Here is a 22,003-nt window from a genome sequence, read left to right on the forward strand (position 1 = left end):
ACAATGAAACAGCCTACATCGTTGCTTGTTGACAAGGAGTATTGAATGAATACAGCAGTAGCGGCTTTTTACAACGAAATGTATGCCGAAGATGGCAGCGTTCGCCCAGCTTATCGAGAAGTGGCCGCGTGGTTACAGCGCAATGGCCTGAAAAGCTGGAAACCTTAAATCAACAAGCTTTGGCGATGTTTTACCGCAAAGGCGTAACGTTTACGGTGTACAGCGATGCCAGTAATACTGAGCGGGTTATTCCTTTCGATATTATTCCGCGCATCATTACTCAATCAGAGTGGCAAATGCTGGAAAATGGCTGTTCCCAGCGTATTCGTGCCCTCAATGCGTTTATCCACGATATTTATCATAGTCGGGACATTGTGCGCGCAGGCATCGTGCCTTTAGAGCAGGTATTGGTGAATGACTGCTATGAACCTTGGATGATGGACATTCGTTTGCCACAGCCCATATATGCGCACGTGAGTGGCATAGATTTGATTCGGCATGGCGATGGCGAATATTACGTTTTGGAAGACAATCTGCGCACCCCTTCTGGGGTGTCGTATATGATAGAAAGTCGTTATGTGAGCGAGCGCTTGCTGGAGGGGGTGCTCGACAGCGAACAGGTGTTGCCCGTTGATGGTTATCCAAATATGTTGCGTGTCAGTTTGGCCGAATGCTGTGGCAAAGATCAACCGTATATTGTGGTGCTGACGCCTGGGCGTTACAACAGTGCTTATTACGAACACGCTTTTTTGGCTCGCGAGATGGGCGCCGCTTTGGTGCACGGTTATGATTTGTATGTCGAGAATAATCGGGTCTATGTGCGTACCGTTCAAGGTCGCCAGAAAGTGGATATTATTTATCGGCGTTTAGATGATGCCTTTCTGGATCCTTTGGCGTTTCGATCGGACTCTATTTTGGGTGTGCCCGGATTGATGGCGGCTTATCGTTCCGGCAATGTCATGATTGCCAATGCACCGGGTACTGGGGTTGCAGATGATAAATCCATTTATCCGTATGTGGGGGATATGATCCGCTTTTATTTGGGTGAGGAGCCAATTTTGCATAATGTGCCGACTTGGATGTGTCGGAAACCCGATGATTTGGCTTATGTATTGGCGCATTTAGATGAATTGGTGGTGAAAGAAGCACAAGGTTCCGGTGGTTATGGCATGTTGATTGGCCCTAAGTCAACGAAGGAGGAAATTGCCCTTTATCGTAAGCGGATTGAAGCGGCTCCTGAAGATTTCATTGCCCAACCCACGTTGGCATTATCCACTTGTCCTACTTGTGTTGAAGAAGGTATTGCGCCACGCCACATTGATTTGCGCCCATTCGTGTTGTCCAGCCCCAATAAAGTGCGGTTGTCGGCGGGTGGGCTGACACGGGTTGCCATGCGCGAAGGTTCCTTGGTGGTGAATTCATCACAAGGCGGTGGTGTGAAAGACACGTGGATTTTGCGCGGCGACAGCATGAACTCAGAGAAAGGGGGCGCGGTATGACTTTGCTCTTATCCACTGCCGGTGATCTGTTTTGGTTGGGCCGGTATATGCAGCGCACAGTGCGGTTGTATCAGCGGTTTTTCAGCCCCGATGGTGTCAACGCTCAAACGTATTTAAATGCCATGGGTTTGGATGTTCACAGCAGTGACCAAGGTGATTTGGCTGATCACATGCGCACCCGCGAGTTGCCTGAATACTTTGAGCGCGTGAATGACAATGTGCAAACGGTGCGCGGGGTGATTGATCAAGATGCGTATGATTTATTCAATACCGTTAATCGTTTGCGCCAATCTGGCAGCCAGCGTGCCGCTTGCTTTCAATTGCAAGCCTGCCATATGGCCATGCAGGCTCAAGAACCCATGGTGAGTTTATTTTGGCAATTGGGGGATGCGGTCGAAACTTTGGATGAACACATCCGTTTTGGTGACAATCATCCTGTTCACTTTCGTCAACTGGCACTGGTGGCTACTGGGTTGCCTGAAAATACTGCTTGGGATGAACTCAAACAGCCAGCTCAGGCCATGGTGTTTAACATGGATGTGCGTCAATTTCGCCATTGGTTAGACCGCTTGAATGAATTGTTTGAGGATGGGGTATGAAAATCAACATTAACCACGAAACGCGCTACAGCTATGACACGCCCACCAAACGCAGTATTCAATTGCTGCGGGTGACACCACAAAGCTTTAATGGTCAGCAAATTTTGTCTTGGCGCCTAACACTACCACGCTTGGGCAGTGAGCTATTTGATGGCTTTGGCAATTTTTGTACCGTCATCAGCTTGCATGAGCCACATGAGCATCTGCTGATACAGGCCAGTGGGGAAGTGGACATTGATGAAAGTCGTAACTGCGTTGAAGACAAGCGTATCCCCCCGCAATTGTTTCTGCGGGATACCGAATTAACACGCTGTACGGGTCAAATCAGGGCTTTGGCGGAAATGCATCTTGCCGATGGTGTGAGCCGCGCCGCTTTGGAAAAATACAGCGCCGATATTTTGCTGCGCATGCCGTATACCCAAGGCAGCACTGGAGTAGCGACTTCGGCCAGTGATGCTTTTTTATTGGGTAAGGGCGTGTGCCAAGATCATACGCACGTGTTTTTGGCTGGCGTCCGTGCGTTGGGTATTCCCGCACGCTACGTTTCTGGTTATTTGTATACGGAATCGGAGCAGCATTTGGCCAGTCATGCCTGGGCAGAGGCCTACTTGGATGGGAATTGGTATGTGTTTGATGTGAGCAACCAAATTTTTACGCCGTCGCATCATGTGCAAATTGCCATCGGTTTGGATTATAACGATGCCGCACCGGTGCGGGGTATTCGCGTAGGTGGTGGCCCCGAACGCATGGATTATCATGTGCAAGTATTGTCAGACCAGCAATAATAAGATTGATGGTGCATGATGCTGCTGTTTTTTTATTGTACTTGCTGCCATATTGTGACAATGCGATTACAATAGCGCCTCATTGTTGAGGCTGCCTGAAGCGTGGCCAACCCCATACAAGGACTTGTTCATGACATATTGTGTCGGTATCCGCTTGAAAGACGGCATGGTTTTGGCCAGCGACACGCGCACCAATGCGGGTGTCGATCATATTTCTATTTTTAAGAAAATGTACACATTTGGCATAGATGGTGAACGGGTGCTGATTCTCATGACAGCGGGTAATTTGGCGACTTCTCAAGCAGTGGTCAACCGTTTGCGTCGTGATATTCGTCAGGATGATGGTACTCATCTATTGAATATCCCATCATTATCCGAAGCGGCAGACATGATTGGGCGCTATGCAACTGAGGTAGCCTATCAAACCCAGCAAAAAGCCGCTATGGTGCAAGATGGTGGTGGCTTTGGCAGCACCTTTCTTTTGGCGGGGCAAATCAAAGGCCATGAGCCACGTTTATACATGGTATACAACGAAGGCAACTGTATTTATGCCACTCGTGATACCCCGTTTTTCCAAATTGGTGAGAGCAAATATGGCAAACCTATCCTAGATCGTGCCATTCATTTCGATAGCAATTTAGACGATGCGATTCGGGCTACGTTAGTGTCTTTTGATTCCACTATTCGTTCCAATTTATCGGTTGGTTTTCCGATTGATTTAATGGTTTATCGAACCGATAGTTTGGTCATGCCCAAGGGCAAACGCATTACTGAAGATGACGCTTATTTTCACACCATCCGCTCGCAATGGTCACAAGGGTTATTGGATATTTTGCGTGGCTTTGATACACCACCGTTAGAATATTTAGATTAATATCCGTTTGTAATCTCTATTTTAGTGTTTGGGCGTCAGCATTCGAACCTAAGGTTCAGTTGTGCGTGTTGCTTGCATCATCTAGTTCATTTGCCATAGCTTATTGAGTCGATTCTTCTCTGTATTTTGAGGTTATTCCGCTGCCAGTTGCTGTAAACAGCATTGCTCCATGTAGAGAATGCACCCTCGAGATTTATATTTACAAGCGGATTTTGTCTTAAGCGATGGAATTGATGAGGGCGATGATTCATTTATCCATTCACGGACATCATTACGTTGATGGTATGCAGGCATTGAGTTTAGATGGGCTGCCTTTGCTCAATGCTGCTGTATATTGATTGAACTCTTTGTCATTTGTATCGTCATAATAAAAGCTTACCAAATAATTCCGCACAAACAGGAGATGAAATGGAAAAATTATCATGCTTCACAACATTGGCATTGTTGTTTGGCGTATCTGCTTGTACAACGGGCGACCGTGATCATGTTCAAGCAGAGGCACAGCAGGGCGCTGGGATGGTGACCACCCAATACATTTGTGATAATGGAAAAAAGGTTACATTTATCCGTCCTTCCGATATTTATCAGCGTACTGATGTTAAAGCGCGCCTGGTATTGGATGGGGTCGATGTCAATATGCATCGGGTGAGATCAGCTTCTGGCGTTATATTGGCATCTGATGATCAAGATGATTCAACTCGCTGGTTGTTTAAAGATGACAAGGCAGGGACTTGGACTTATCGGGAAGGCAAAAAAGACATAGTAATTAATTGCGCTGTTCAGTAAGTTCACCATTGGAATATCAATTCCAACCAAATCCCTTGATCATTCAAGGGATTTTTTCAGATTTGGATGAAGCCATAGCCTAACAATTCATCAATAATCGTAATTGGACATGATCGTCGCCATGGTGAGCCAATTTGCGTGGTTTATTCTTGGGCTTCAATGTTTTGAGCCCTTGTCGTTTAGCATTTTGCCGGATGTTCGCCATCGAAGGGTATTCCTACTTATTTCATGCATGATTTTGGGTATTGTAATTTATATCCTATGAAATACCATTATTTATATGACATTGGTTGAAACATCTAGAAACAAGAAAACCATGTATTGAACAGGGTTTACAGGCTGTTTTGAAACGATTAGAAACAGGGGTAAACGATGGATAATTTCCCACTCTATGGTGAACGACATAAAAATATTGTTTATTTTCAACGAGTTGATATGCGATAACTCATCGTATGCCATGATAAATACCATGTTTTCTTAGTGAGGTAATTCGGCATCAACATCTGCACTCAAAAACCCAGCTCAGTGCTTTACATTCGGAAAACCGCCCACTCTTTGCTGTACCGGTAATTGGGCCGCGCCCTGGCATGCAGGCCGAGTGCTGCTCCTACGGCACGAGATTTCCCCGGTTGATCACTACCAAGCCCAACTCAGTCAGCTGTAGCAAAAAAGCCATTCGTCCTCTGTGTATTAGCTCCCCCCCTTAAGAGTCGCTAACAAAAGCCAGAAAATGCGATGATTCGCGCCATGAAGCGTATGGTCATCAGTGAAAAAATGTGGACCGAGCTTGAGCTGCTGCTGCCCAAGTCCAAGCCTTCACCGCACGGCGGTCGTCCGAGACTGGACGACCGTGCCGCTTTCAACGGCATCCTCTTCGTTCTGCAGACGGGCATTCCTTGGGAAGACCTACCCCAGGAACTGGGCTATAGCAGCGGCATGACGTGCTGGCGTCGCTTGCGCAGTTGGCAGCAGGCCGGCGTCTGGGAAAAACTGCATCACGCGTTGTTGGTACGACTGCGCCAGTGCGATCAGATCGATTGGCATCGTGTGAGCATCGATGGGGCGAGCGTTGCCAGCCCCCGGGGGGCCAAGCGACGGGGCCGAACCCGACTGACCGAGGTAAGTCCGGTAGCAAACGCCATCTGATCGTGGACGGACGAGGTATTCCGCTGACCTTGACCGTCACGGGAGCCAATCGGCACGACTCGGTGGTGTTCGAGGCGCTGGTGGATGCTTTGCCCAGCGTGCGTGGCCTGTCAGGGCAGCCACGCCAGCGCCCGGACAAACTGCATGCCGATAAAGGTTACGACTATCCGCGTTGCCGAGCACATTTGAAGAAGCGCGGCATCGGGGATCGGATTGCTCGGCGAGGGGTTGAGAGCAAGGAGCGGCTGGGAAAACACAGCTGGGTCGTCGAGCGCACTTACACCTGGCTCGCAGGTTTTGGCAAGTTACGCATCCGATTCGAGCGGCAGCTAGATACACATCTCGCGCTGTTGCGGCTGGCTTGCGCGGTCATCTGCTTGCGCTTCGCAGAGAAGTTTTGTTAGCCGCTATAAGCCAGCGCTGTCGCAGGCTGCGTCAGCCGCTCAAGGGCAATGCCCAGTGCTCGGTCATCGAAGAGGCGGTCCTTACGGGCGGCAGCGCCCGGTCCAGCTCGCCAATGGCGGAGCCCTTCACGCAAGGCCGAAACGTTGGGTGCCACGCCTTCGCGGGCCAGCAGCCAGTCCACGGTCGCCAGCAGTTCCATGCCAAAGGGTGATTCAAAGCCATCGATCAGTGCTGCCGTGAATTCTAGAGCTTGCGTGTAGGCCTTGGCTTCGCTCTTTAGATAGATCTGAACAAAGGCCTTGCGTTCATCGTCGAACCAGATTACATCCAGCAGATTGGCATCGCTGATGCGCTTTTCGGAGTGCAGGTAGCTGCCATCCAGATTGTTCAGCAGGTGGTCGAGCCGGTTGGCGTAGGGACCGTATTTGTGTGGTGTAAATTGCAGGTCCAGCGGGTTGTCGCCGGGGTTGTAACGCTCAATGGCGCGTTCCAGAAACCACGCCAGCTTCTGAATCTCCAGCATGCTGCATTCCATGCCCAGCACCCAGTACCGGCGCACCAGTTCGGCGATCAGCGCACGGGCGGGCGTCAGCTTTTCTACGCCAGCACGCTTGGCCACGTTTTGGTATTGTTTGGTGGGCTCGAACACCAGAATGTCGATGTCCAGATCGCCCAATGCTAATTCAATCTGCTCACGCACATCAGCCCATTCCAGACCACCGTTACCCGCACCCAGCGGCGGGATGGCGATGGACTGGACCTGTTGATCGATCAAGAAGCGCCGCAGATCCTGCAAGCCTTCCACCACCCACTCCATGCGCGAAGGCGCACGCCAGTGCTGCTTAGTGGGGAAGTTGACGATCCAGCGCGGCCCGTCTAGTTCGTGCACCTGCGTTACAAACATCTTGCCGGTCTGCACTTCCTTAGCTTTACAAGCGGAGGCATAGCGGCGGAAGTTCTCATCAAAGCGTTCCTTGAACATCAGCGCGATGCCCTTGCCCATCACCCCGACGGTATTGACGGTGTTGACCAGCACCTCGGTGCGGGCTTCCAACAAATTGCCTTGAGTGAATGTAATCATCAGAAGTACCACCCTGTTCGGGCATAAACCGGCAGGTTCAGATTACGGGCCTGAATCTCCTGTTCGATGCGTTGTTTCAATGGTTCCGTATAACTCACGATGCCGAGAAGTCCGCCCACCGGCAAGTGTTGGTGAATCAGCGCCTCGGCCTGATAGCGCTCGAACTTGGCAGGGTCTTCCGGGTCACGCTTGAAGTCCCTGCGCTGTAGCAATGGCCAGTCGATCTTATCGAGGTAGGCCAAGTTCGAATAGTAATCCGCCCACTGATAATAGGCATGGCTGTCAGTGAACAAAAACGGCAAGCCCAGCCTGGCAATGTGGTGTAGGCTGGACACCAAGATCACGATTTCTTCGTTTGGCCGCTTCTGGATGCCGCCCCATCCGGTGTGGATGTTGCGCAGCATCGGCGAGAAGGGTGTGAAGTAGAACGGTACATAGTCGTTCAGCAAGCCACCTGGCGGCAGCCGTACCGGGTGATGGGCGCGCTTGTCTATAAGCTCCGGGTTGCCGATACTCAGCCAGCCTGGTGCCTTCACCGAGCTGTTGCCGCAATACAGGCCATTGTCCAGAATCCAGGGCAGATTGTCACGGTGGACAATCCGCCAGATCAGTGCTTTTTCTGGATTGAGGCTGGTATAGAGCATCAGAGAAACATCCTTGGATTTACATCTACTTCCAGCGTCAGGTTCAGGTCATCAATCATTTCCAAGATTGCTTCAGACACTGCTTTGTTGGGCGCGTAAATTTTGAAAAATTTACTCACAGGCACTGGCCCAGGAGAAAGACACTCTGCCATACATATGCTCTTGCATTCGGGATCGTGATAGTCCCGAATGTTCATTGTCCCCCAGTCAATTGCAGCAAATCCAGGCAGATAATCCAACAATTGAGGTGCCGTATTTGCCAAAGGGTGGCGCGGAATGACTTTCCAGTTTTCGCCTTGCGCCACTCTGCGGTGAATGGCAATAAGCGCAAACTCTTCATCAGAGCGATCTGCTTGTACTCGACCGTCAAACGGGTTTCGAGCAAACCAATGAAATGGCACGTAATTCTCGAGACCATGCTCCCTTCTGCCCTCAATAATTTCCTGATCGGCAACGTCTTCAAAATCTTGAAGGTGTGATCGGGGCAATAGCCCGATTTTAAGAATTCTGGGCATGTTTTCAAGGCTGGTCAGGTGATAAATGAGCTTCTGCTCTTTAATATCAGGCATCTGAAACCTCTATTTCGTAAGTTGCGACGGACAAGTGTGAGTCTGGCGGACGGTAGCCGTCGGTCTGTTACTTGGCTCTAGTTATCTACACGGTTCAATCAAGCAGCACCAAGAATTCGATGGCCAAAGCTTCTGGGCGGACGGATCGGGTCTCCGCGCTTCTGTTCAGCCGGACTAGCCCATACCCCTCCATCGTACGCAAGGTGCGCGACAAATTGCTGGCTGCGCGCCCGGACAGTTCGGCCAACTCCAGTACTGTCTGGGGCTCTCGCTCGTGCATCAGTCGCAGCAATGCGCGATTTTCATCAGAGAGCACACCAGCCAATTGCCTCCATGTGTCGAACCAGATGGTAGGAGTTGGCTGATCGTTACTGCTTACTGCCGGTTTACCTGAACGGACACCGATCACCGTGCGCATCTTTTTACCCATGTTGTGACCGTGTGATGTTATCACACGAACATACTAACTGTCACCGACAGTCGATGCAGGCAGCATCTTGTAGACATGCAACCGCCTCCCCTATACCAAGACGTCCAACATGGGAGCTTTGACTGAACATTGAAAAGTTGATGGAATTCTTAACAGCCGGAAGCCAGTTTGAACCGTCAAAGCCAGCACACACAGCGATAGTTTGGAATATCACCGTTTTCTGTACAGACAACAACCCTATACAGCCCTAGAACGATAAAACGCCGACTGCATCGCCAGCCAAGCACGCGCAGTACTGACTCCCGCATCTTCCAAGCCCTTGGCTAATTCTGTGCTCAACTCCGCTTGTCCAGCCAACACCGCACCAAGGTACTGGACATCGACTTGGAATTTATCCGCTGCTTGTTCGAGCGACAGGCCTAGCGGGACAATTACTTCATGTTGAATCAGTTGACCAGGATGGGGCGGATTGTGCATTCCCATAACATTCCTCCAAAAACAACATCAGCTATCGCGGACCACGGACGGCTTTGTGCATCAAGTCTGCCATTTGCTTTTGCAGCATCCGAAAGTCATTCATCAGCGACTCAACAGCAATAGGCGATGCGCCCTGGCCGCGTTTTTCTGCCAACCATAGCTTCAGTAGCCCTGCAACTCGCCCAAGATCGCCATTGACTTTAACTATATCAACCACAGCATCAAGATCCAAAGCAGAACGTACTTTCTGATTCAATGCGACAGTCCGAAGAAACGCTGACATAGATAAGCCAGATTTAGTTGATTTTTCTTGAATTTCAGCCAACTCCTTCGAGGTGACAAAAACCTTAATGTAATGCCCCCTCGGCCTTGTTCCATAGGTTCTAGATTTTGTTATCTTTTCTTCCATTCATGCCTCTCTAGGTGCGGTAGCGCCCGTATGCCTCGCAGAGCAAGTAAACATCGAGCCCACGCGAGTAAGTTCGGTGTTGTGAGACCACAAGCAAAGCTTGTGGGCCCACAAAACACATATTGCCGTTTGCTTGAACGCGATTATTTGCGATCACGGCTGTTGAAACGCGGAATCTCACAAAATCGCGTTTGTTCGCATTTATTCGCGTATGCTCGCATTCCGTCGCACTAAATTGCATTAAATCGCATACACCAAAAGAAAATCACCTTCTCGCCAGAGGTTGATGGAATATTCTGACCTTCCGACTAGCGGCCCATCCGTGCGAGCAACCGATCGGAGCATCCAACAAGCCTATCCGCGCAGCGATATTCGACCTGTCCCTTCTGCTTCTGTCTTGCGGCAGGAGCAACACGGTCCCCAATGTACGGGAACAACGTCAAAAATTCGGCCAATATCGTCTCAAGACTATTTTTCAAACTCAAAAAGTGTCGTTGCACCGGACTGCAAGGGTATATCCGTACATTAGGTGTTTAGTCCCGGCATTAGATGGATCGGATCAATCCTGAACCGCCAAGGGTCAGATGTCCACTGTTTGCAGATAAATTCGTAGGGCGTCAGGCCCTTGAGGGTCTTGAGCCTACGGCCGAAGTTGTAGGCAGCGATGAAGTCGCCCAGGCGCTGTCGCAGTTGGGCATGATCGTCATAATGAAAGCGTTTGACAGTGGCCTCCTTGATGGTCCGGTTCATTCGCTCGACCTGTCCATTGGTCCACGGGTGCTTGATCTTGGTCAGGCGATGCCCGATACCGTGTTCGACGCAGACCCGACCAAAGATGTGCTCGAAAGCGTACCGATCACAAGTCCGGTTGGTGAACTGGATCCCGTTATCGGTCAGCACCGTATGAAGGGCGTAGGGCACCGCCTTGATCAGATTTTGCAGGAACTGCGCCGCCACCATCTTGCCGGCCTTGACATGAAGCTCGGTGAACGCGAACTTTGAGGTCCGGTCTATAGCCACGAACAGATAGAGCTTGCCTTGGGCTGTTTGCATCTCTGCGATGTCGATGTGGAAATAGCCGATGGGGTAACTCTTGAACCGTTTCTTGGAGGGCTTGTCTGCTTCGACTTCGGGCCGCCGGGAGATGCTGTGACGCTGCAGGCAGCGATGCAAGGATGAGCGCGTGAGATGCGGCAGGCTCGGCTGAAGGGCATAGAGACAATCATCCAGCGGCAGCAGGGTGTGCCTACAAAAGGCCACGATTGCTGCCTCGTCTTCAAGCGACAGAACAGTGGAGCAAGGCGTCTTCGGTCCTGTCACCAGATCGGCTACCGAGGTCCGCTTCTTCCACTTCGCCACCGTCTTCTGATTGATGCCGTAGCGCTTGGAGAGCGCTCTTAGGCTCTCTTGACTATTTTGTATTGCTCGACGCACTGCCTCAGTCGTCGTGGCGCTTGCGTGTAGAACTTGTCCCATAGTGCTTCCTTCCAATCAGGTGAGAATATTGCACCATTAAAATTCGGGACTAAACAATTAGGGGCCAAGGCCTCCAGGCCTTACAAGCACGGAGCAAGCCGCACTGGAGCGGCTGCCACTCAACCCGTGGGGACAGCCCTATTGCAGGCATAGTCAGACTCACTCCTTTTGGTGCTTTTTTACAAACCTGAGGCTTGAGCTACGAGAGCCCTGAACTCACAGGTTTGACTGCACTGCATTGGTCAGTAAAAGGCAATGGCAAGTAGCCAGTGATTTTTCCTCGCGTAACATCGGAGCAGCGCTAGGCCGCCGCGTTAAATAATATAAAAAAGTTAAAACCGCGCGCGCGTTACGGATTCATAAACAATTGATTTAATTTAAATATTCAAGACTTTTGTTCCTAAAGGCACGATACTGGCGTTCCTGAAAGCACGATACTATCCACAGGCTAGCGTTCCTAAAAGCACGATGTGATTCACAGGGCAACTCAGCTTATCCACAGTGCCAAAACAACCTACCTGGACGAGCCATCAAGCGGTCGGCATGGAGTCAGCGCCCTCTCGATCTAGGAGAACGTATCTTCTGATGCGCTGCCAGCGATGCATGTGACCGTCCAGCCAGCATGTCCTTCACCTCAGCCAACTTGCCTTTTGGGCCATTGGCGTAAAACGTGACCATATCGCGCTTTACGTCAACAGCCATCAAGTAGTCTGGCAGGTTGCCAGATTCGGCGAGCATCTTCAGGTCAAAGCGAAAACGACGTAATGGGCCCGTGCTGCCACTTTTTTGATGCAACACCGCCAACGATATGCGCCAGCGTGGTTGCTCCCCGCAGTGCTTGCGTGCCAGCTCGTAGATACGCCGATCCAAGGGTTTGCGTAGACGAAAGCTATGTATCCAAGGTAGAGCGAGGCGAGCAGTACATCGACTTGGCCGAATTCGTGGAATGGTGCAAGGCATGTAACAAAGCCCCATCGGAAGCCATCAAGAAGCTTGACCCTTACGCCAAACCGGCCTGAACAAGCCTCACAGGCTACGCAACCACACTCTAGGGCCTCACGCCCCTTCCTGCCCACTCATCAATCATGTCCGCCCAGTCCTGCAACATGGCCGTCCGCTGCTCGCGGTACTCAGCCTTGTTGTAGACCGCCCTCACGCCCCGCTGCTCGTGCGCCAGACACTTCTCGATCCAATCGCTGTTGTACCCGGCCTCATGCAGCAAGGTACTGGCGGTGCGTCGCAGGTCATGCGGGCCAAACTTGCTCAATGACTTGCCTTCTTTCTGCGCCAGCCTATAGGTCAACGTCAGCACTTGATTCAGTGTGGCGCTGCTCATCGGCGCGTCGATGTCGTAACGCGACGGCAGCACGTACTCAGAGCCGCCCGAAAAGGTTTTCAGAGCGATAAAAATATCCAGCGCCTGCCGGGACAAGAAGACCAGATGCGGGTTACGGCGCTTCATCCGCTCCTTGGGGGATCGTCCACAACGCTTCGCTGAAGCTAATCTCGCTCCATTTGGCGTTGGTCAGTTCACTTTTTTCGCACCATCGTCAGCAGCAAGAGCTTGGCTGCAGCGCGGATAGATGGTGTCGTGCCGATGCGCTCGATGTATTGGTACATCAGGCCGATCTCGTCCGGCGTCAACGCGCGGTCGCGTGGTTCAAACCGGGCAATGCTGGCTGGCCGCACCAATTCCGCCGGGTTCTCAACCTTCTGGCCGCGCTCGATAGCCCAACGATAGACTTGCAGCACGACCTCACGCACATGAACGGCTGTGGCCGGTGCGCTACGCTCCACGATGGCATCGGTCAAGGCTCGCAGGTCTTCATGGTTGATCTCGTCCAGCTTCATCTTGCCGAATTTTGGCAGTAGCTCTCGCTCATAAACTGACCTTCGCATATCGCGGGTGGAGTCAGCCATCTGGTAGCCACGTAGCCATTTCTGCGCCCAGGCATCGAAGGTTTCCGCATCTTTGACACGCGCCTTGTCGCGGGCCTTCTCCTTGGCTGGCGATTTGCCCGCCGCAATCATCTTCTTGGCTTCACCCAGCTGCTCACGCGCTTCGGCCAGCGTGATGTCGCCCAGGCCGTAGCGCCCGAACGTAATCGTCTCCTGCCTGCCGTGGATGGCGTAGTTGTAGCGGAACGAAATGGTGCCGGTGGGCGTGACGGCCACATACAGGCCATCCCTGTCATTCACCTTGTACAGCTTGTCTTGAGGCTTGAGGTTGCGCAGCTTGGTATCGGTCAGCATCAGAGGGGCTCCATGTCCATTCTGATACCATGATTTAAAACCACTCCAAAAATCAAAATTAATCAATATAAAACAATAGTTTGTATGTTTTAGATACCATGACCATGTGAATAAACATGGCATGGTATCGGCGCGACTCATGGTATCGACAGCTCATGATACCAAGTTTGATACCATGAAAAAAAAATGCTTGAAGCTGCCAAGCAATGCTACTCAAAAAACAAAAAAGCCCGAAATTACGCGGGCTTAGCGGAACTTTCATGCCATGTGGTGCCTGGTCATACCAGACGCGGGATCACTCCCATTCTATGGTGGCAGGTGGTTTGCCACTAATGTCGTAGGTAACGCGGTTGATGCCGCGCACTTCGTTGATGATGCGGTTGGATACGCGCCCCAATAAATCATATGGCAGGTGTGCCCAATGTGCGGTCATGAAATCGCTGGTGATGACGGCGCGCAAGGCTACTACGTATTCATAAGTGCGCCCATCGCCCATCACACCCACTGATTTGACCGGTAGAAATACAGCAAAAGCCTGGCTGGTTTTGTCATACCAAGACACACCGTCTTGATCACAAGTATTGCGCAATTCTTCGATGAAAATATGGTCGGCTAAGCGCAGTAAGTCGGCAAACTCTTGTTTTACTTCGCCCAGAATACGCACACCCAAGCCGGGGCCAGGAAATGGGTGACGGTACACCATTTCACGTGGCAAACCCAATGCCACGCCCAGTTCACGCACTTCATCTTTAAATAAATCGCGTAAAGGCTCTAATAATTGAAGATTCAGGGTTTCAGGCAACCCGCCGACATTGTGGTGGCTTTTGATGGCGTGGGCTTTTTTGGTTTTGGCACCCGCGCTTTCAATCACGTCGGGATAAATCGTGCCTTGTGCCAACCATTTGGCATTCGCTCGTTTTCCTGCCTCACGTTGGAATACTTCAACAAATTCGGCGCCGATAATTTTGCGTTTTTGTTCCGGGTCCGTTATGCCTGCAAGCTTGCCCATGAAGTCGGCCGCTGCATCAACGTGAATCACATTGACCCCTAAATTGCGAGCAAACATGTCCATCACCATTTCCGCTTCTTGGTGGCGCAGCAAACCATGGTCCACAAACACGCAGGTGAGTTGATCACCAATTGCTTTATGGATCAAGGCTGCGGCCACTGAAGAGTCCACACCGCCTGAAAGCCCTAGAATAACTTCGTCACTGCCCACTTGAGCACGAATTTTGGCCACGGCTTCATCAATGTAGTTGGGCATGGTCCAGCTGGGTTGGGCTTGGCTGATGCCGAGTACAAAGCGGTTAATGAGCTCGCGACCTTGCTTGGTGTGGGTGACTTCTGGGTGAAATTGCACGCCGTAAAAGTGCCGCTGCTCATCGGCCATGATGGCTATGGGGCAGCTGGGCGTATGGCCAACACACGCAAATCCTTTGGGGAGTTGACTGACCTTGTCGCCGTGGCTCATCCATACTTCCAATTGACTGAGCTGCCCATCAAACAGGCCTTCAGTAAGTGCATTGGGCTCTGTGTTGACTATGGCGTAACCGAATTCACGCTGATTACCTGGTGAAACTTGGCCACCCAATTGGTGTGCCATCCATTGCATTCCATAGCAAATACCCAGTATTGGGATGTCCAAATCCAAAATAGCAGGGTCGGCTTGATAATCGGAGTTGTATACCGAATTGGGGCCGCCAGAAAGAATGATGCCCTTGGGGGCAAAAGCTTTGATGTCAGCCAAGGGCATATCGAAGGAATGCAACTCGCAGTAAACATGTGCTTCGCGTACTCGGCGGGCAATGAGCTGGGCTACTTGAGAGCCGAAATCCAGAATCAGAATTTTGTCTTGGTTCATGGTGCAGATGTATGTTGTGGTGGAATTGGGAATGGCGGCTATTTTAACACTTTCAGGCAACCTGAACGGTTTAAATCACACTTGTGTGATTGGGATCTTGTTTTCCCATGCTCTCTTATTAAGAAAAGCATTACCACTGAAAGCGACTTCTTTTTTTTGTGTGCATTCCGATAGAATAGGCCTGTGATTATGAACATGACCCAAATTGAATAAAAACCAATCTTGCCAATACAGAAAAAGGACACAACATGACTAACCAATATAACCATATCCCTCGATACACGACCACTGCCAGAATACTGCATTGGTTGATGGCTGCTATTTTTATAGTGGCTTGGCTGATTGGTTTTTACAGTACTGAATTCATGAGTTATGGTGATGGTGGTTCGAGAGGGGCGGTCATTACTTTGCACAAAAACATCGCGTCCACCATTTTATTTTTGGTGGTGATTCGAATTTTTTGGCGTTATACCCATCCTGCACCAGCATTGCCGGAGAATATGTCGCCATTAATGCAAAAAATGGCCCATGGTGCCCATCATTTGTTGTATTTATTGTTGGTGTTGGTGCCGATTAGTGGTTGTGTATTTAGTTGGTCGGCTGGACATCCGGTGCCGGTGTTGTATTTATTTAATATCCCGCAGCTGGTGCAGGCCAATCCTAGCATCGTGGCTTGGGCTCGGCCTGTGCATGAGTGGTTGGCGCTGTTTGCTGGATTGGTTGTAGTAGTTCATCTACTGGCTGCACTCAAACATCATTTCATTGATAAAGACAGTGTGTTACTGAGCATGTTGCCTGAAAGAAAACAACGCTAATTTCAATGAAATACTTTGCCTGCCTTGTTGGATCAAAGCAGGCATTCGTCATCAATGAGATGCTACACACAATCGAGTAACAGGCCTCTGCTGAGCTGGCTCATTTTTCCTAGTGAACACCAAGGCTTGAAAATACAATGACACCGCATTGCAGGCCGTGCCAGCCATAAGCCAATATAGAGGTAGGCCAATCACAAAAATAGTCTTCTATGGTCGGCTGTGAAATAGGAAGCTGACCATTGTGTCGAACACAACCATTAGTGGGCTAAGTGAGTATCAACAATATGGTTTGATGTAGGGACGTGGATGATTTCAGTATTATCGCTGTGGGTGGGCCAACAAAGCAGCCGCAGACTTTGGATTTTCTCGATGTGTGCAGGCTATGGCGTAGGTGTGCATAGTGAGTACAGCCGTCAAATAGATGAATGTTTCGCTTATCTCTTCAATAATGACACCGCGTTCACCTAAAGTAAACAAACCATGCTCCCCTAGGTATTGTAAACCGATATAAAACAAACATAATAATCCAGCTTGCCAAGGTAGAGGTTGGCTGTGTATCAATTTTTCAATATGATTCTTAGAGAATAAATATAAAATTAATAAGCCGATGGCAGACATAATCAATCGGCTGTATGTACGGTTTGATAGTCCTAATAGCATGCTGTTTTCCGCATACAATAATCCACGAAAAGCGTTTAATTCTCGCACAATCATTAGACAAAACATCAATATAAAACCATACCAAAGGTGTTTATCAGAAGAATTGTTTTGATGAAGGGCCGTATGCCAGCAGATAATGGCGCCAAAGCACAAGATCACAATTTGCAAATTTTCTACCCAACCATTTTCATCGAATAAAAACAAAGGAATGGATTGTATGAAAATAATACAGGTGGCGGTCAAAAAAAATAAACAGGCTAGGTAAGCCCATTGTAGAGAAGTGGAATAATAATGGTTCATATGTAATGGATTAATTTCTGGGTAATTGGCCAATAATGGGCATAAATTGACTGAATAGTTACTGTTCAGTTTTGATTGATGCTGCTGCCTGAGCGTGTTTACTGTGGACGAAGGCGCTGCGTGCAAGCAGCAATAAACAGCCTAATACCACCATGCCCAGAGCCATTAATGGGGAGTAGCCCAACCAGCCTTCGCTTTTAGCATAGGTGGCTGCGCCCACATACATCAGCATGGGCCCAGAAACTACGGATTGACGGTTGATGCCATCCAATACCAATACCGCCACTCCTGCAACCACCAATCCTGCCGCTACTAATGTCGTGGTGGCAGGTAAAATGTCGGTACTCTTGAGAAGCCACAAAGCTCCGATAATGATGAGCAACAAGGGGAATGTCAATGAAGGTGTTTTCATAAGCGAGCCTGAGATGAGCGATAAAAATAGCCAACGAATCAGCAAGCGCAGCACAAGGTGATGCATGGTTGCTGTCTTGGCATTGATGTAATCGAATAATTAAATGATTGGATGCTACCCTCAGTAATTGAGCAACCATGAAATCACCTGAAGCCTGTGAATTGACTCAGCCAAGGCATTTTTTGTTTATCACCGTGTATTTATATCGTACTGTCCGCATGCTGTTATAAGCAGTATTGATGATCAGTTTGGTGGTAGCCAATATGTTTGGGTAATCCACAGAATAAATAGGCGCTTTATAGCCCAAACTATTTTTGCCATTGCCCATGTAGATTGCTGAGTAAAAATATTGTTGCGCTGATCAGTTAGCGGGTTTGTTTCATCAAACGTTGTTTTTCACGTGCCCAGTCTTTTTCTTTACTGCTTTGGCGTTTGTCGTGTAATTTTTTACCTTTAGCCAAACCCATATCCAGTTTGATGTAGCCACGTTTGAAGTGCAAATTAATGGGCACCAAGGTATAGCCACTGCGCTCCACTTTGCCAATCAGCTTATTGATTTCAGTCTGGTTGAGCAAAAGTTTTCGTTCGCGCGTGGGGTCAGGTTTGACATGGGTAGATGCGGTGGGCAGGGCGGTGATGTGGCTGCCAATCAGATAAAAAGCGCCGTGTTTCCAGCGGATATAGCTTTCTTTGAGCTGCACGTGGCCGGCGCGGATGGCTTTGACTTCCCAACCATCCAATACAATACCGGCTTCGATTTGTTCTTCGACAAAATAATCGTGAAAGGCTTTTTTGTTTTGGGTGATGCTCATGACCGTGATTTCCTGTGAATGCGCCTATTCTAACAGAAACCGCATTAAAGGGCTGTACGCCCAATACTTGATAAATGCAATAAATATAGGCTGCCTGAAACCATTCAGGCAGCCTGTGTGGCTTTGAGTACCTCTGCAATCAGAAGGCAGAATGCTTAAACGATTTCTGCTTTTTCAATCACCACGGCTTCGGTTGGCACATCTTGATGCGGGCCATGGTTGCCCGTAGTTACTTCGGTGATCTTGTCGACCACATCTTGGCCTTCGGTGACCTTACCAAATACCGCATAACCCCAGCCATGCAGGTTGGGTTGAGTGAAGTTTAGGAAGTCATTGTCTTTAACATTGATGAAGAATTGGGCTGTGGCAGAATGAGGCTGCATGGTACGCGCCATGGCCACGGTGTATTTATCGTTTTTCAAACCATTATCGGCTTCATTGTCGATGGGTTCGTGGGTATCCTTTTGTTTCATGTCTTGGTCGAAGCCGCCGCCTTGAATCATGAAACCATTGATGACGCGGTGGAAAATGGTGCCATCATAGAAGCCTTCTTTGACATAACGTTCAAAGTTGGCTGCACTTTTGGGTGCGTGTTCGTGATCCAGCTCAATACCGATAGTGCCGTAATTGGTGGTTAATTTAATCATGGTTGTCCTTTGATATAGGGGTTGAGTATTTCAGGTAGCCTGAATCAATTCAGGATGGTGATTTGGTTGATGATGACTGGTTTGACGGGTACGTTTTGGTAAATGCCCCAGTCGTGCGTGGTTTGGCGTGCAATGCGCTGCACCACATCTATCCCGCCGATAACGCGCCCGAATACAGCATAGCCCCAGCCAGCCGCGGTATTGGCGCGATGATTTAAATGGATATTGTCGGCAAGATTAATGAAAAATTGGCTGGTAGCAGAGTTGGGGTTGCCACCGCGGGCCATGGCGACGGTGTAGGCTGATTACTTAATCCATTATTGGCTTCATTATTAATGGCCTTATTGGTGGCTTTGAGCGCCATTTGCGTGGTTAGGCCACCTGCTTGAATCATGAATCCATTAATCACGCGATGAAACAACGTGTTGTTATAAAACCCTTGTTTGGCGTATTGCACAAAATTGGCCACGGTTTGCGGCGCTTGGCGCTCATTTAATTCCAAGATGATTTTACCCATATTGGTGTCCACTACCGCGCGTGGCGCAGCGGCTGCAAATAAAGGTACATAGCCAGCAACAAGGCCAAACCAAAAGCAATAAATCGGGTCATAACCATCCATTTTTTCGTGTGCCTTTGCTTCATGGCAGCAGAACACACAGATGTATAGGCAACAACAGCCATTTCAAGCGCGAGTTAAGCTTGATGCTTGGCGGTAGCATAGGCCACTTCGTTGCGGCTGCCCAAAATGACGGCCACGCGCTGGTGTAGACCTTCTGGTTGAATGTCCAATATATTTTGATGAGCATTGGTGGCAGCGCCACCTGCTTGGGCCATTAATAAACTCATGGGATTGGCCTCATACATTAGGCGCAATTTACCGGGCTTTTGTGCATCGCGGTGGTCTTTGGGGTAGGTGAAAACGCCGCCTCGAACTAAAATGCGATGGACTTCAGCCACCATGGAAGCCACCCAGCGCATGTTGTAATCTTTGTTGCGCGGTCCTGTTTTGCCTGCCAATAATTCGGCAATATAGGCTTGCATTGGCGTTTCCCAATGACGTTGATTCGACATGTTAATGGCAAATTCTTGTGTATCCGCCGGTATTTTCGGATCGCGGGCGGTTTGCACAAACTGGTTGTCTTCGTTGAGGGTAAACAGGGCAATGCCGTGTTTTAATGTCAGTACTAAAATGGTTTGAGGCCCATACAAAACATAACCGCTGGCTACTTGGTCCTTACCTGGTTGCAAAAAGCTTTGGGTACTAAGCTCACCTGCCGGTTTCTGCAACACTGAAAATATGGTGCCGATGGAGATATTCACGTCAATATTGGATGACCCATCCAATGGATCAAACAGCACCAAATATTCACCTTCCTCATGCGCCGCCACGTATGTTTCTTCTTCTTCACTGGCCAATCCAGCTACTGCCGGGTTGGCGCGCAAAGCATTGATCATCAATTGGTTGGATAAAACATCCAATTTTTTCTGCTCTTCACCTTGAATGTTGCCAGTGTGGGCACTGCCCAGTATGTTGTCTAGCGCCCCTAAGCGCACTTCATGGTTGATGTTGAGACAGGCATTGCTGATGCTACTGATAACGCTGCCTAATTTTTCAGGCAGCCCGTGTTGTTGCAATTGCTGTTGCAAGTAATCGTTGAGTAAAACGGTCATGATTCAATCCTTGGTTTTGCGCTTATTATAGCAAAGCAGTCATCGGATAGGGCACGCTTGGTGTTTATGAAGCAGCGTGGACATGAGGTGTAAAACGTGGCTTGGCAGGCATGCGCTCCTGAATGCGTTCGCGGTTAAGGGCCAATGCCGTTGTAGTGGGTTGGTAGTCTAGCCACAGCTCAGGGTCATTAGGTAAGTCAGCTGGCCAAATGTTGTGTACACGGAACCCCCGTGCCAAGCATTCAGCATGTAATCCGGCATAACGCTGCTGCAAAAAGCGCAATTTGTTAAAGAAAAAGCGCACATGTCCGGTGCCCAATTTGTAGTCTGTTGGTTGGCCAGCCAGATGGAAACGGCCACGGGCGACGGCATTGGGGATGCGAGTGAGCTCTCGATGCTCGGCCAATAAATGTTGGTCGCATAATTCTTGCGGGGGAACCAGATTGATGCGGGTCATGGTGTTCAAGGTAATTGTGTGGGTGAATTAAGCAATTTGACTTTGTAGTACGCTGCGTGCACCATCATCTTGGCTCAATAGTGTCACCAATTCAGGTAGGGTGTTTTGCAATATGCTGACTAAGTCATAAGGTGGGTTGATCACAAACATGCCGCTCCCATGCATGCCAAAGCCATCTGCACGAGGGTGGTGGACGTAAAGCTCAGCTTGAAGGTAATTATTGGGCATCAATTTGATGAGATTTTCAGGCAGCTTTAAACTTTCTGCTCGGCTTAAACACGGATACCACACCAAATAGCAGCCAGTAGCGAATTTTTTCAAAGCTGATTTCAATGTTTCAATGACTTGTTGATAATCGTGTTTTTGCTCGTAAGGCGGGTCAATCAGTATCACTGCCCGGCGGCTGGGCGGCGGCAACATGGCCAATAGGCCTTTGAAACCATCATCACAAAATACTTGCGCGCGATGGCTTTCAGCAATGCTGCGCATATTGAGGCGCAAGCGCTCTGCATCAGTGGGGTGCAATTCAAACAGGCGCAATCGATCTTGCGGGCGCATTAAGGCCTGAGCCAGCCAAGGTGATCCACAGTAATGGATGTCTTTGTGCTGGCCGGGCAGACTTGCATCCAGTGTTTGGCGAAATGCCGTCAAGGTCTCCGGCAGTTGCGAGCCGATACGCAAACGGTGTATGCCTTCTCGAAACTCACCCACTTTTTGTGCTTCATGGCTGCTTAAATCGTATAAGCCCGCTCCGGCATGGGTATCGATGTACCAATACGGCTTGTCTTTGCGGTTGAAATAAGACAGCACGTAATACAAGATGAAGTGTTTCAATATGTCGGCATGGTTGCCGGCATGGAAAGCATGTCGATAGCTAAGCATGTGAAGCCCTGTAAATGGCCTTGCGATGGTGAAAGGGAAGCCGCTATATTGTA

22 protein-coding genes and 3 pseudogenes are annotated in these 22,003 nt (G+C 49.5%); 7 read left to right on the top strand and 18 right to left on the bottom strand.

What is annotated here, in order from left to right; translation table 11 throughout:
• The first annotated feature begins 45 nt into the window (after window positions 1-45).
• From A2F46_RS01450 to A2F46_RS12005, 6 genes and pseudogenes are all read left to right on the top strand, one after another.
• Window positions 46-1,499, top strand: a pseudogene (locus A2F46_RS01450) (circularly permuted type 2 ATP-grasp protein).
• Window positions 1,496-2,098 carry a hypothetical protein gene (locus A2F46_RS01455; protein ID WP_066565773.1) on the top strand — a complete coding sequence of 201 codons (603 nt, stop codon included), beginning with the start codon at window positions 1,496-1,498 and terminating at the stop codon, window positions 2,096-2,098. Before A2F46_RS01450 ends, A2F46_RS01455 begins: the two are co-directional and overlap by 4 nt.
• On the top strand, window positions 2,095-2,883 hold the full coding sequence (locus A2F46_RS01460) for a transglutaminase family protein (RefSeq protein ID WP_066565775.1): 789 nt from the start codon (window positions 2,095-2,097) through the stop codon (window positions 2,881-2,883). The genes A2F46_RS01455 and A2F46_RS01460 overlap by 4 nt, the downstream gene beginning before the upstream one ends.
• 130 nt (window positions 2,884-3,013) lie before the next feature.
• Window positions 3,014-3,757, top strand: coding sequence for a peptidase (locus A2F46_RS01465; RefSeq protein ID WP_066565777.1), 744 nt, complete (start codon window positions 3,014-3,016; stop codon window positions 3,755-3,757).
• 354 nt (window positions 3,758-4,111) lie between these two features.
• Entirely contained in the window at window positions 4,112-4,543 is a 432-nt protein-coding gene (locus tag A2F46_RS01470) for an MliC family protein (protein ID WP_231867670.1), read from the top strand.
• A 747-nt stretch (window positions 4,544-5,290) separates the two neighbouring features.
• Window positions 5,291-6,093 (top strand): IS5 family transposase gene (locus tag A2F46_RS12005; protein WP_156471531.1). Its coding sequence is split into 2 segments (ribosomal slippage): window positions 5,291-5,618 and window positions 5,618-6,093, totalling 804 coding nucleotides; the frame shifts between segments, so codons are not numbered across the junction.
• Here A2F46_RS12005 and A2F46_RS01490 read toward each other — a convergent pair.
• From A2F46_RS01490 to guaA, 10 genes and pseudogenes are all read right to left on the bottom strand, one after another.
• Window positions 6,090-7,175 (bottom strand): macro domain-containing protein, encoded by a 1,086-nt coding sequence (locus tag A2F46_RS01490; RefSeq protein WP_066565785.1) that lies wholly within the window; start codon window positions 7,173-7,175, stop codon window positions 6,090-6,092. The two genes, A2F46_RS12005 and A2F46_RS01490, sit on opposite strands and share 4 nt — an antisense overlap.
• Window positions 7,175-7,819: a DUF4433 domain-containing protein gene (locus tag A2F46_RS01495; protein WP_066565786.1), complete on the bottom strand. Its 645-nt coding sequence runs from the start codon at window positions 7,817-7,819 to the stop codon at window positions 7,175-7,177. Before A2F46_RS01495 ends, A2F46_RS01490 begins: the two co-directional genes overlap by 1 nt.
• The gene (locus A2F46_RS01500; protein WP_066565787.1) at window positions 7,819-8,388 is read right to left on the bottom strand and encodes a DarT ssDNA thymidine ADP-ribosyltransferase family protein; all 570 of its coding nucleotides are present in this window, start codon (window positions 8,386-8,388) and stop codon (window positions 7,819-7,821) included. The genes A2F46_RS01495 and A2F46_RS01500 overlap by 1 nt, the downstream gene beginning before the upstream one ends.
• Before the next feature lie 94 nt (window positions 8,389-8,482).
• Window positions 8,483-8,818 carry a helix-turn-helix domain-containing protein gene (locus A2F46_RS01505; protein ID WP_197457512.1) on the bottom strand — a complete coding sequence of 112 codons (336 nt, stop codon included), beginning with the start codon at window positions 8,816-8,818 and terminating at the stop codon, window positions 8,483-8,485.
• A 237-nt stretch (window positions 8,819-9,055) separates the two neighbouring features.
• Entirely contained in the window at window positions 9,056-9,301 is a 246-nt protein-coding gene (locus tag A2F46_RS01510) for a HigA family addiction module antitoxin (protein WP_197457513.1), read from the bottom strand.
• Between the two features lie 25 nt (window positions 9,302-9,326).
• Window positions 9,327-9,704 carry a CopG family transcriptional regulator gene (locus A2F46_RS01515; protein WP_066565793.1) on the bottom strand — a complete coding sequence of 126 codons (378 nt, stop codon included), beginning with the start codon at window positions 9,702-9,704 and terminating at the stop codon, window positions 9,327-9,329.
• Between the two features lie 525 nt (window positions 9,705-10,229).
• Complete coding sequence (locus A2F46_RS01520; RefSeq protein WP_066565796.1) at window positions 10,230-11,180, bottom strand: IS481 family transposase; 951 nt, start codon at window positions 11,178-11,180, stop codon at window positions 10,230-10,232.
• 549 nt (window positions 11,181-11,729) lie between these two features.
• Window positions 11,730-12,155 carry a replication initiator protein A gene (locus A2F46_RS01525; RefSeq protein WP_082783532.1) on the bottom strand — a complete coding sequence of 142 codons (426 nt, stop codon included), beginning with the start codon at window positions 12,153-12,155 and terminating at the stop codon, window positions 11,730-11,732.
• Between the two features lie 73 nt (window positions 12,156-12,228).
• A pseudogene (locus tag A2F46_RS01530) lies at window positions 12,229-13,433 on the bottom strand (tyrosine-type recombinase/integrase).
• Window positions 13,434-13,728: 295 nt separating this feature from the next.
• Entirely contained in the window at window positions 13,729-15,294 is a 1,566-nt protein-coding gene (gene guaA, locus A2F46_RS01540; RefSeq protein WP_066565802.1) for a glutamine-hydrolyzing GMP synthase, read from the bottom strand.
• Between the two features lie 248 nt (window positions 15,295-15,542).
• Here guaA and A2F46_RS01545 point away from each other — a divergent pair, with 248 nt between their 5' ends.
• The gene (locus A2F46_RS01545) at window positions 15,543-16,109 is read left to right on the top strand and encodes a cytochrome b (RefSeq protein WP_066565803.1); all 567 of its coding nucleotides are present in this window, start codon (window positions 15,543-15,545) and stop codon (window positions 16,107-16,109) included.
• Between the two features lie 318 nt (window positions 16,110-16,427).
• Here A2F46_RS01545 and A2F46_RS01550 read toward each other — a convergent pair whose 3' ends face one another.
• The 8 genes and pseudogenes from A2F46_RS01550 to A2F46_RS01585 all read right to left on the bottom strand — a co-directional run bounded on the left by A2F46_RS01550 (window position 16,428) and on the right by A2F46_RS01585 (window position 21,950).
• Entirely contained in the window at window positions 16,428-17,102 is a 675-nt protein-coding gene (locus A2F46_RS01550; protein ID WP_156471521.1) for a hypothetical protein, read from the bottom strand.
• A gap of 25 nt (window positions 17,103-17,127) precedes the next feature.
• A complete protein-coding gene (locus A2F46_RS01555; protein ID WP_066565806.1) occupies window positions 17,128-17,481 on the bottom strand; it encodes a hypothetical protein in 354 nt (117 codons plus the stop codon).
• Between the two features lie 365 nt (window positions 17,482-17,846).
• Window positions 17,847-18,302 (bottom strand): SsrA-binding protein SmpB, encoded by a 456-nt coding sequence (gene smpB / locus A2F46_RS01560; protein ID WP_304437929.1) that lies wholly within the window; start codon window positions 18,300-18,302, stop codon window positions 17,847-17,849.
• Between the two features lie 146 nt (window positions 18,303-18,448).
• Window positions 18,449-18,940: a peptidylprolyl isomerase gene (locus A2F46_RS01565; protein WP_066565808.1), complete on the bottom strand. Its 492-nt coding sequence runs from the start codon at window positions 18,938-18,940 to the stop codon at window positions 18,449-18,451.
• Between the two features lie 44 nt (window positions 18,941-18,984).
• Window positions 18,985-19,457, bottom strand: a pseudogene (locus A2F46_RS01570) (peptidylprolyl isomerase).
• Between the two features lie 176 nt (window positions 19,458-19,633).
• Window positions 19,634-20,611, bottom strand: a complete 978-nt coding sequence (locus A2F46_RS01575; protein WP_066565809.1) for a class 1 fructose-bisphosphatase — start codon at window positions 20,609-20,611, stop codon at window positions 19,634-19,636.
• Window positions 20,612-20,675: 64 nt separating this feature from the next.
• Window positions 20,676-21,068, bottom strand: a complete 393-nt coding sequence (locus tag A2F46_RS01580; RefSeq protein WP_066565810.1) for a pyrimidine dimer DNA glycosylase/endonuclease V — start codon at window positions 21,066-21,068, stop codon at window positions 20,676-20,678.
• A 27-nt stretch (window positions 21,069-21,095) separates the two neighbouring features.
• Window positions 21,096-21,950, bottom strand: coding sequence for a 23S rRNA (adenine(2030)-N(6))-methyltransferase RlmJ (locus A2F46_RS01585; protein WP_066565811.1), 855 nt, complete (start codon window positions 21,948-21,950; stop codon window positions 21,096-21,098).
• Between the last annotated feature and the right edge of the window lie 53 nt (window positions 21,951-22,003).

Origin of the sequence: Snodgrassella sp. CFCC 13594 (assembly GCF_001590725.1) — a bacterium.
Classification (GTDB): domain Bacteria; phylum Pseudomonadota; class Gammaproteobacteria; order Burkholderiales; family Neisseriaceae; genus Snodgrassella.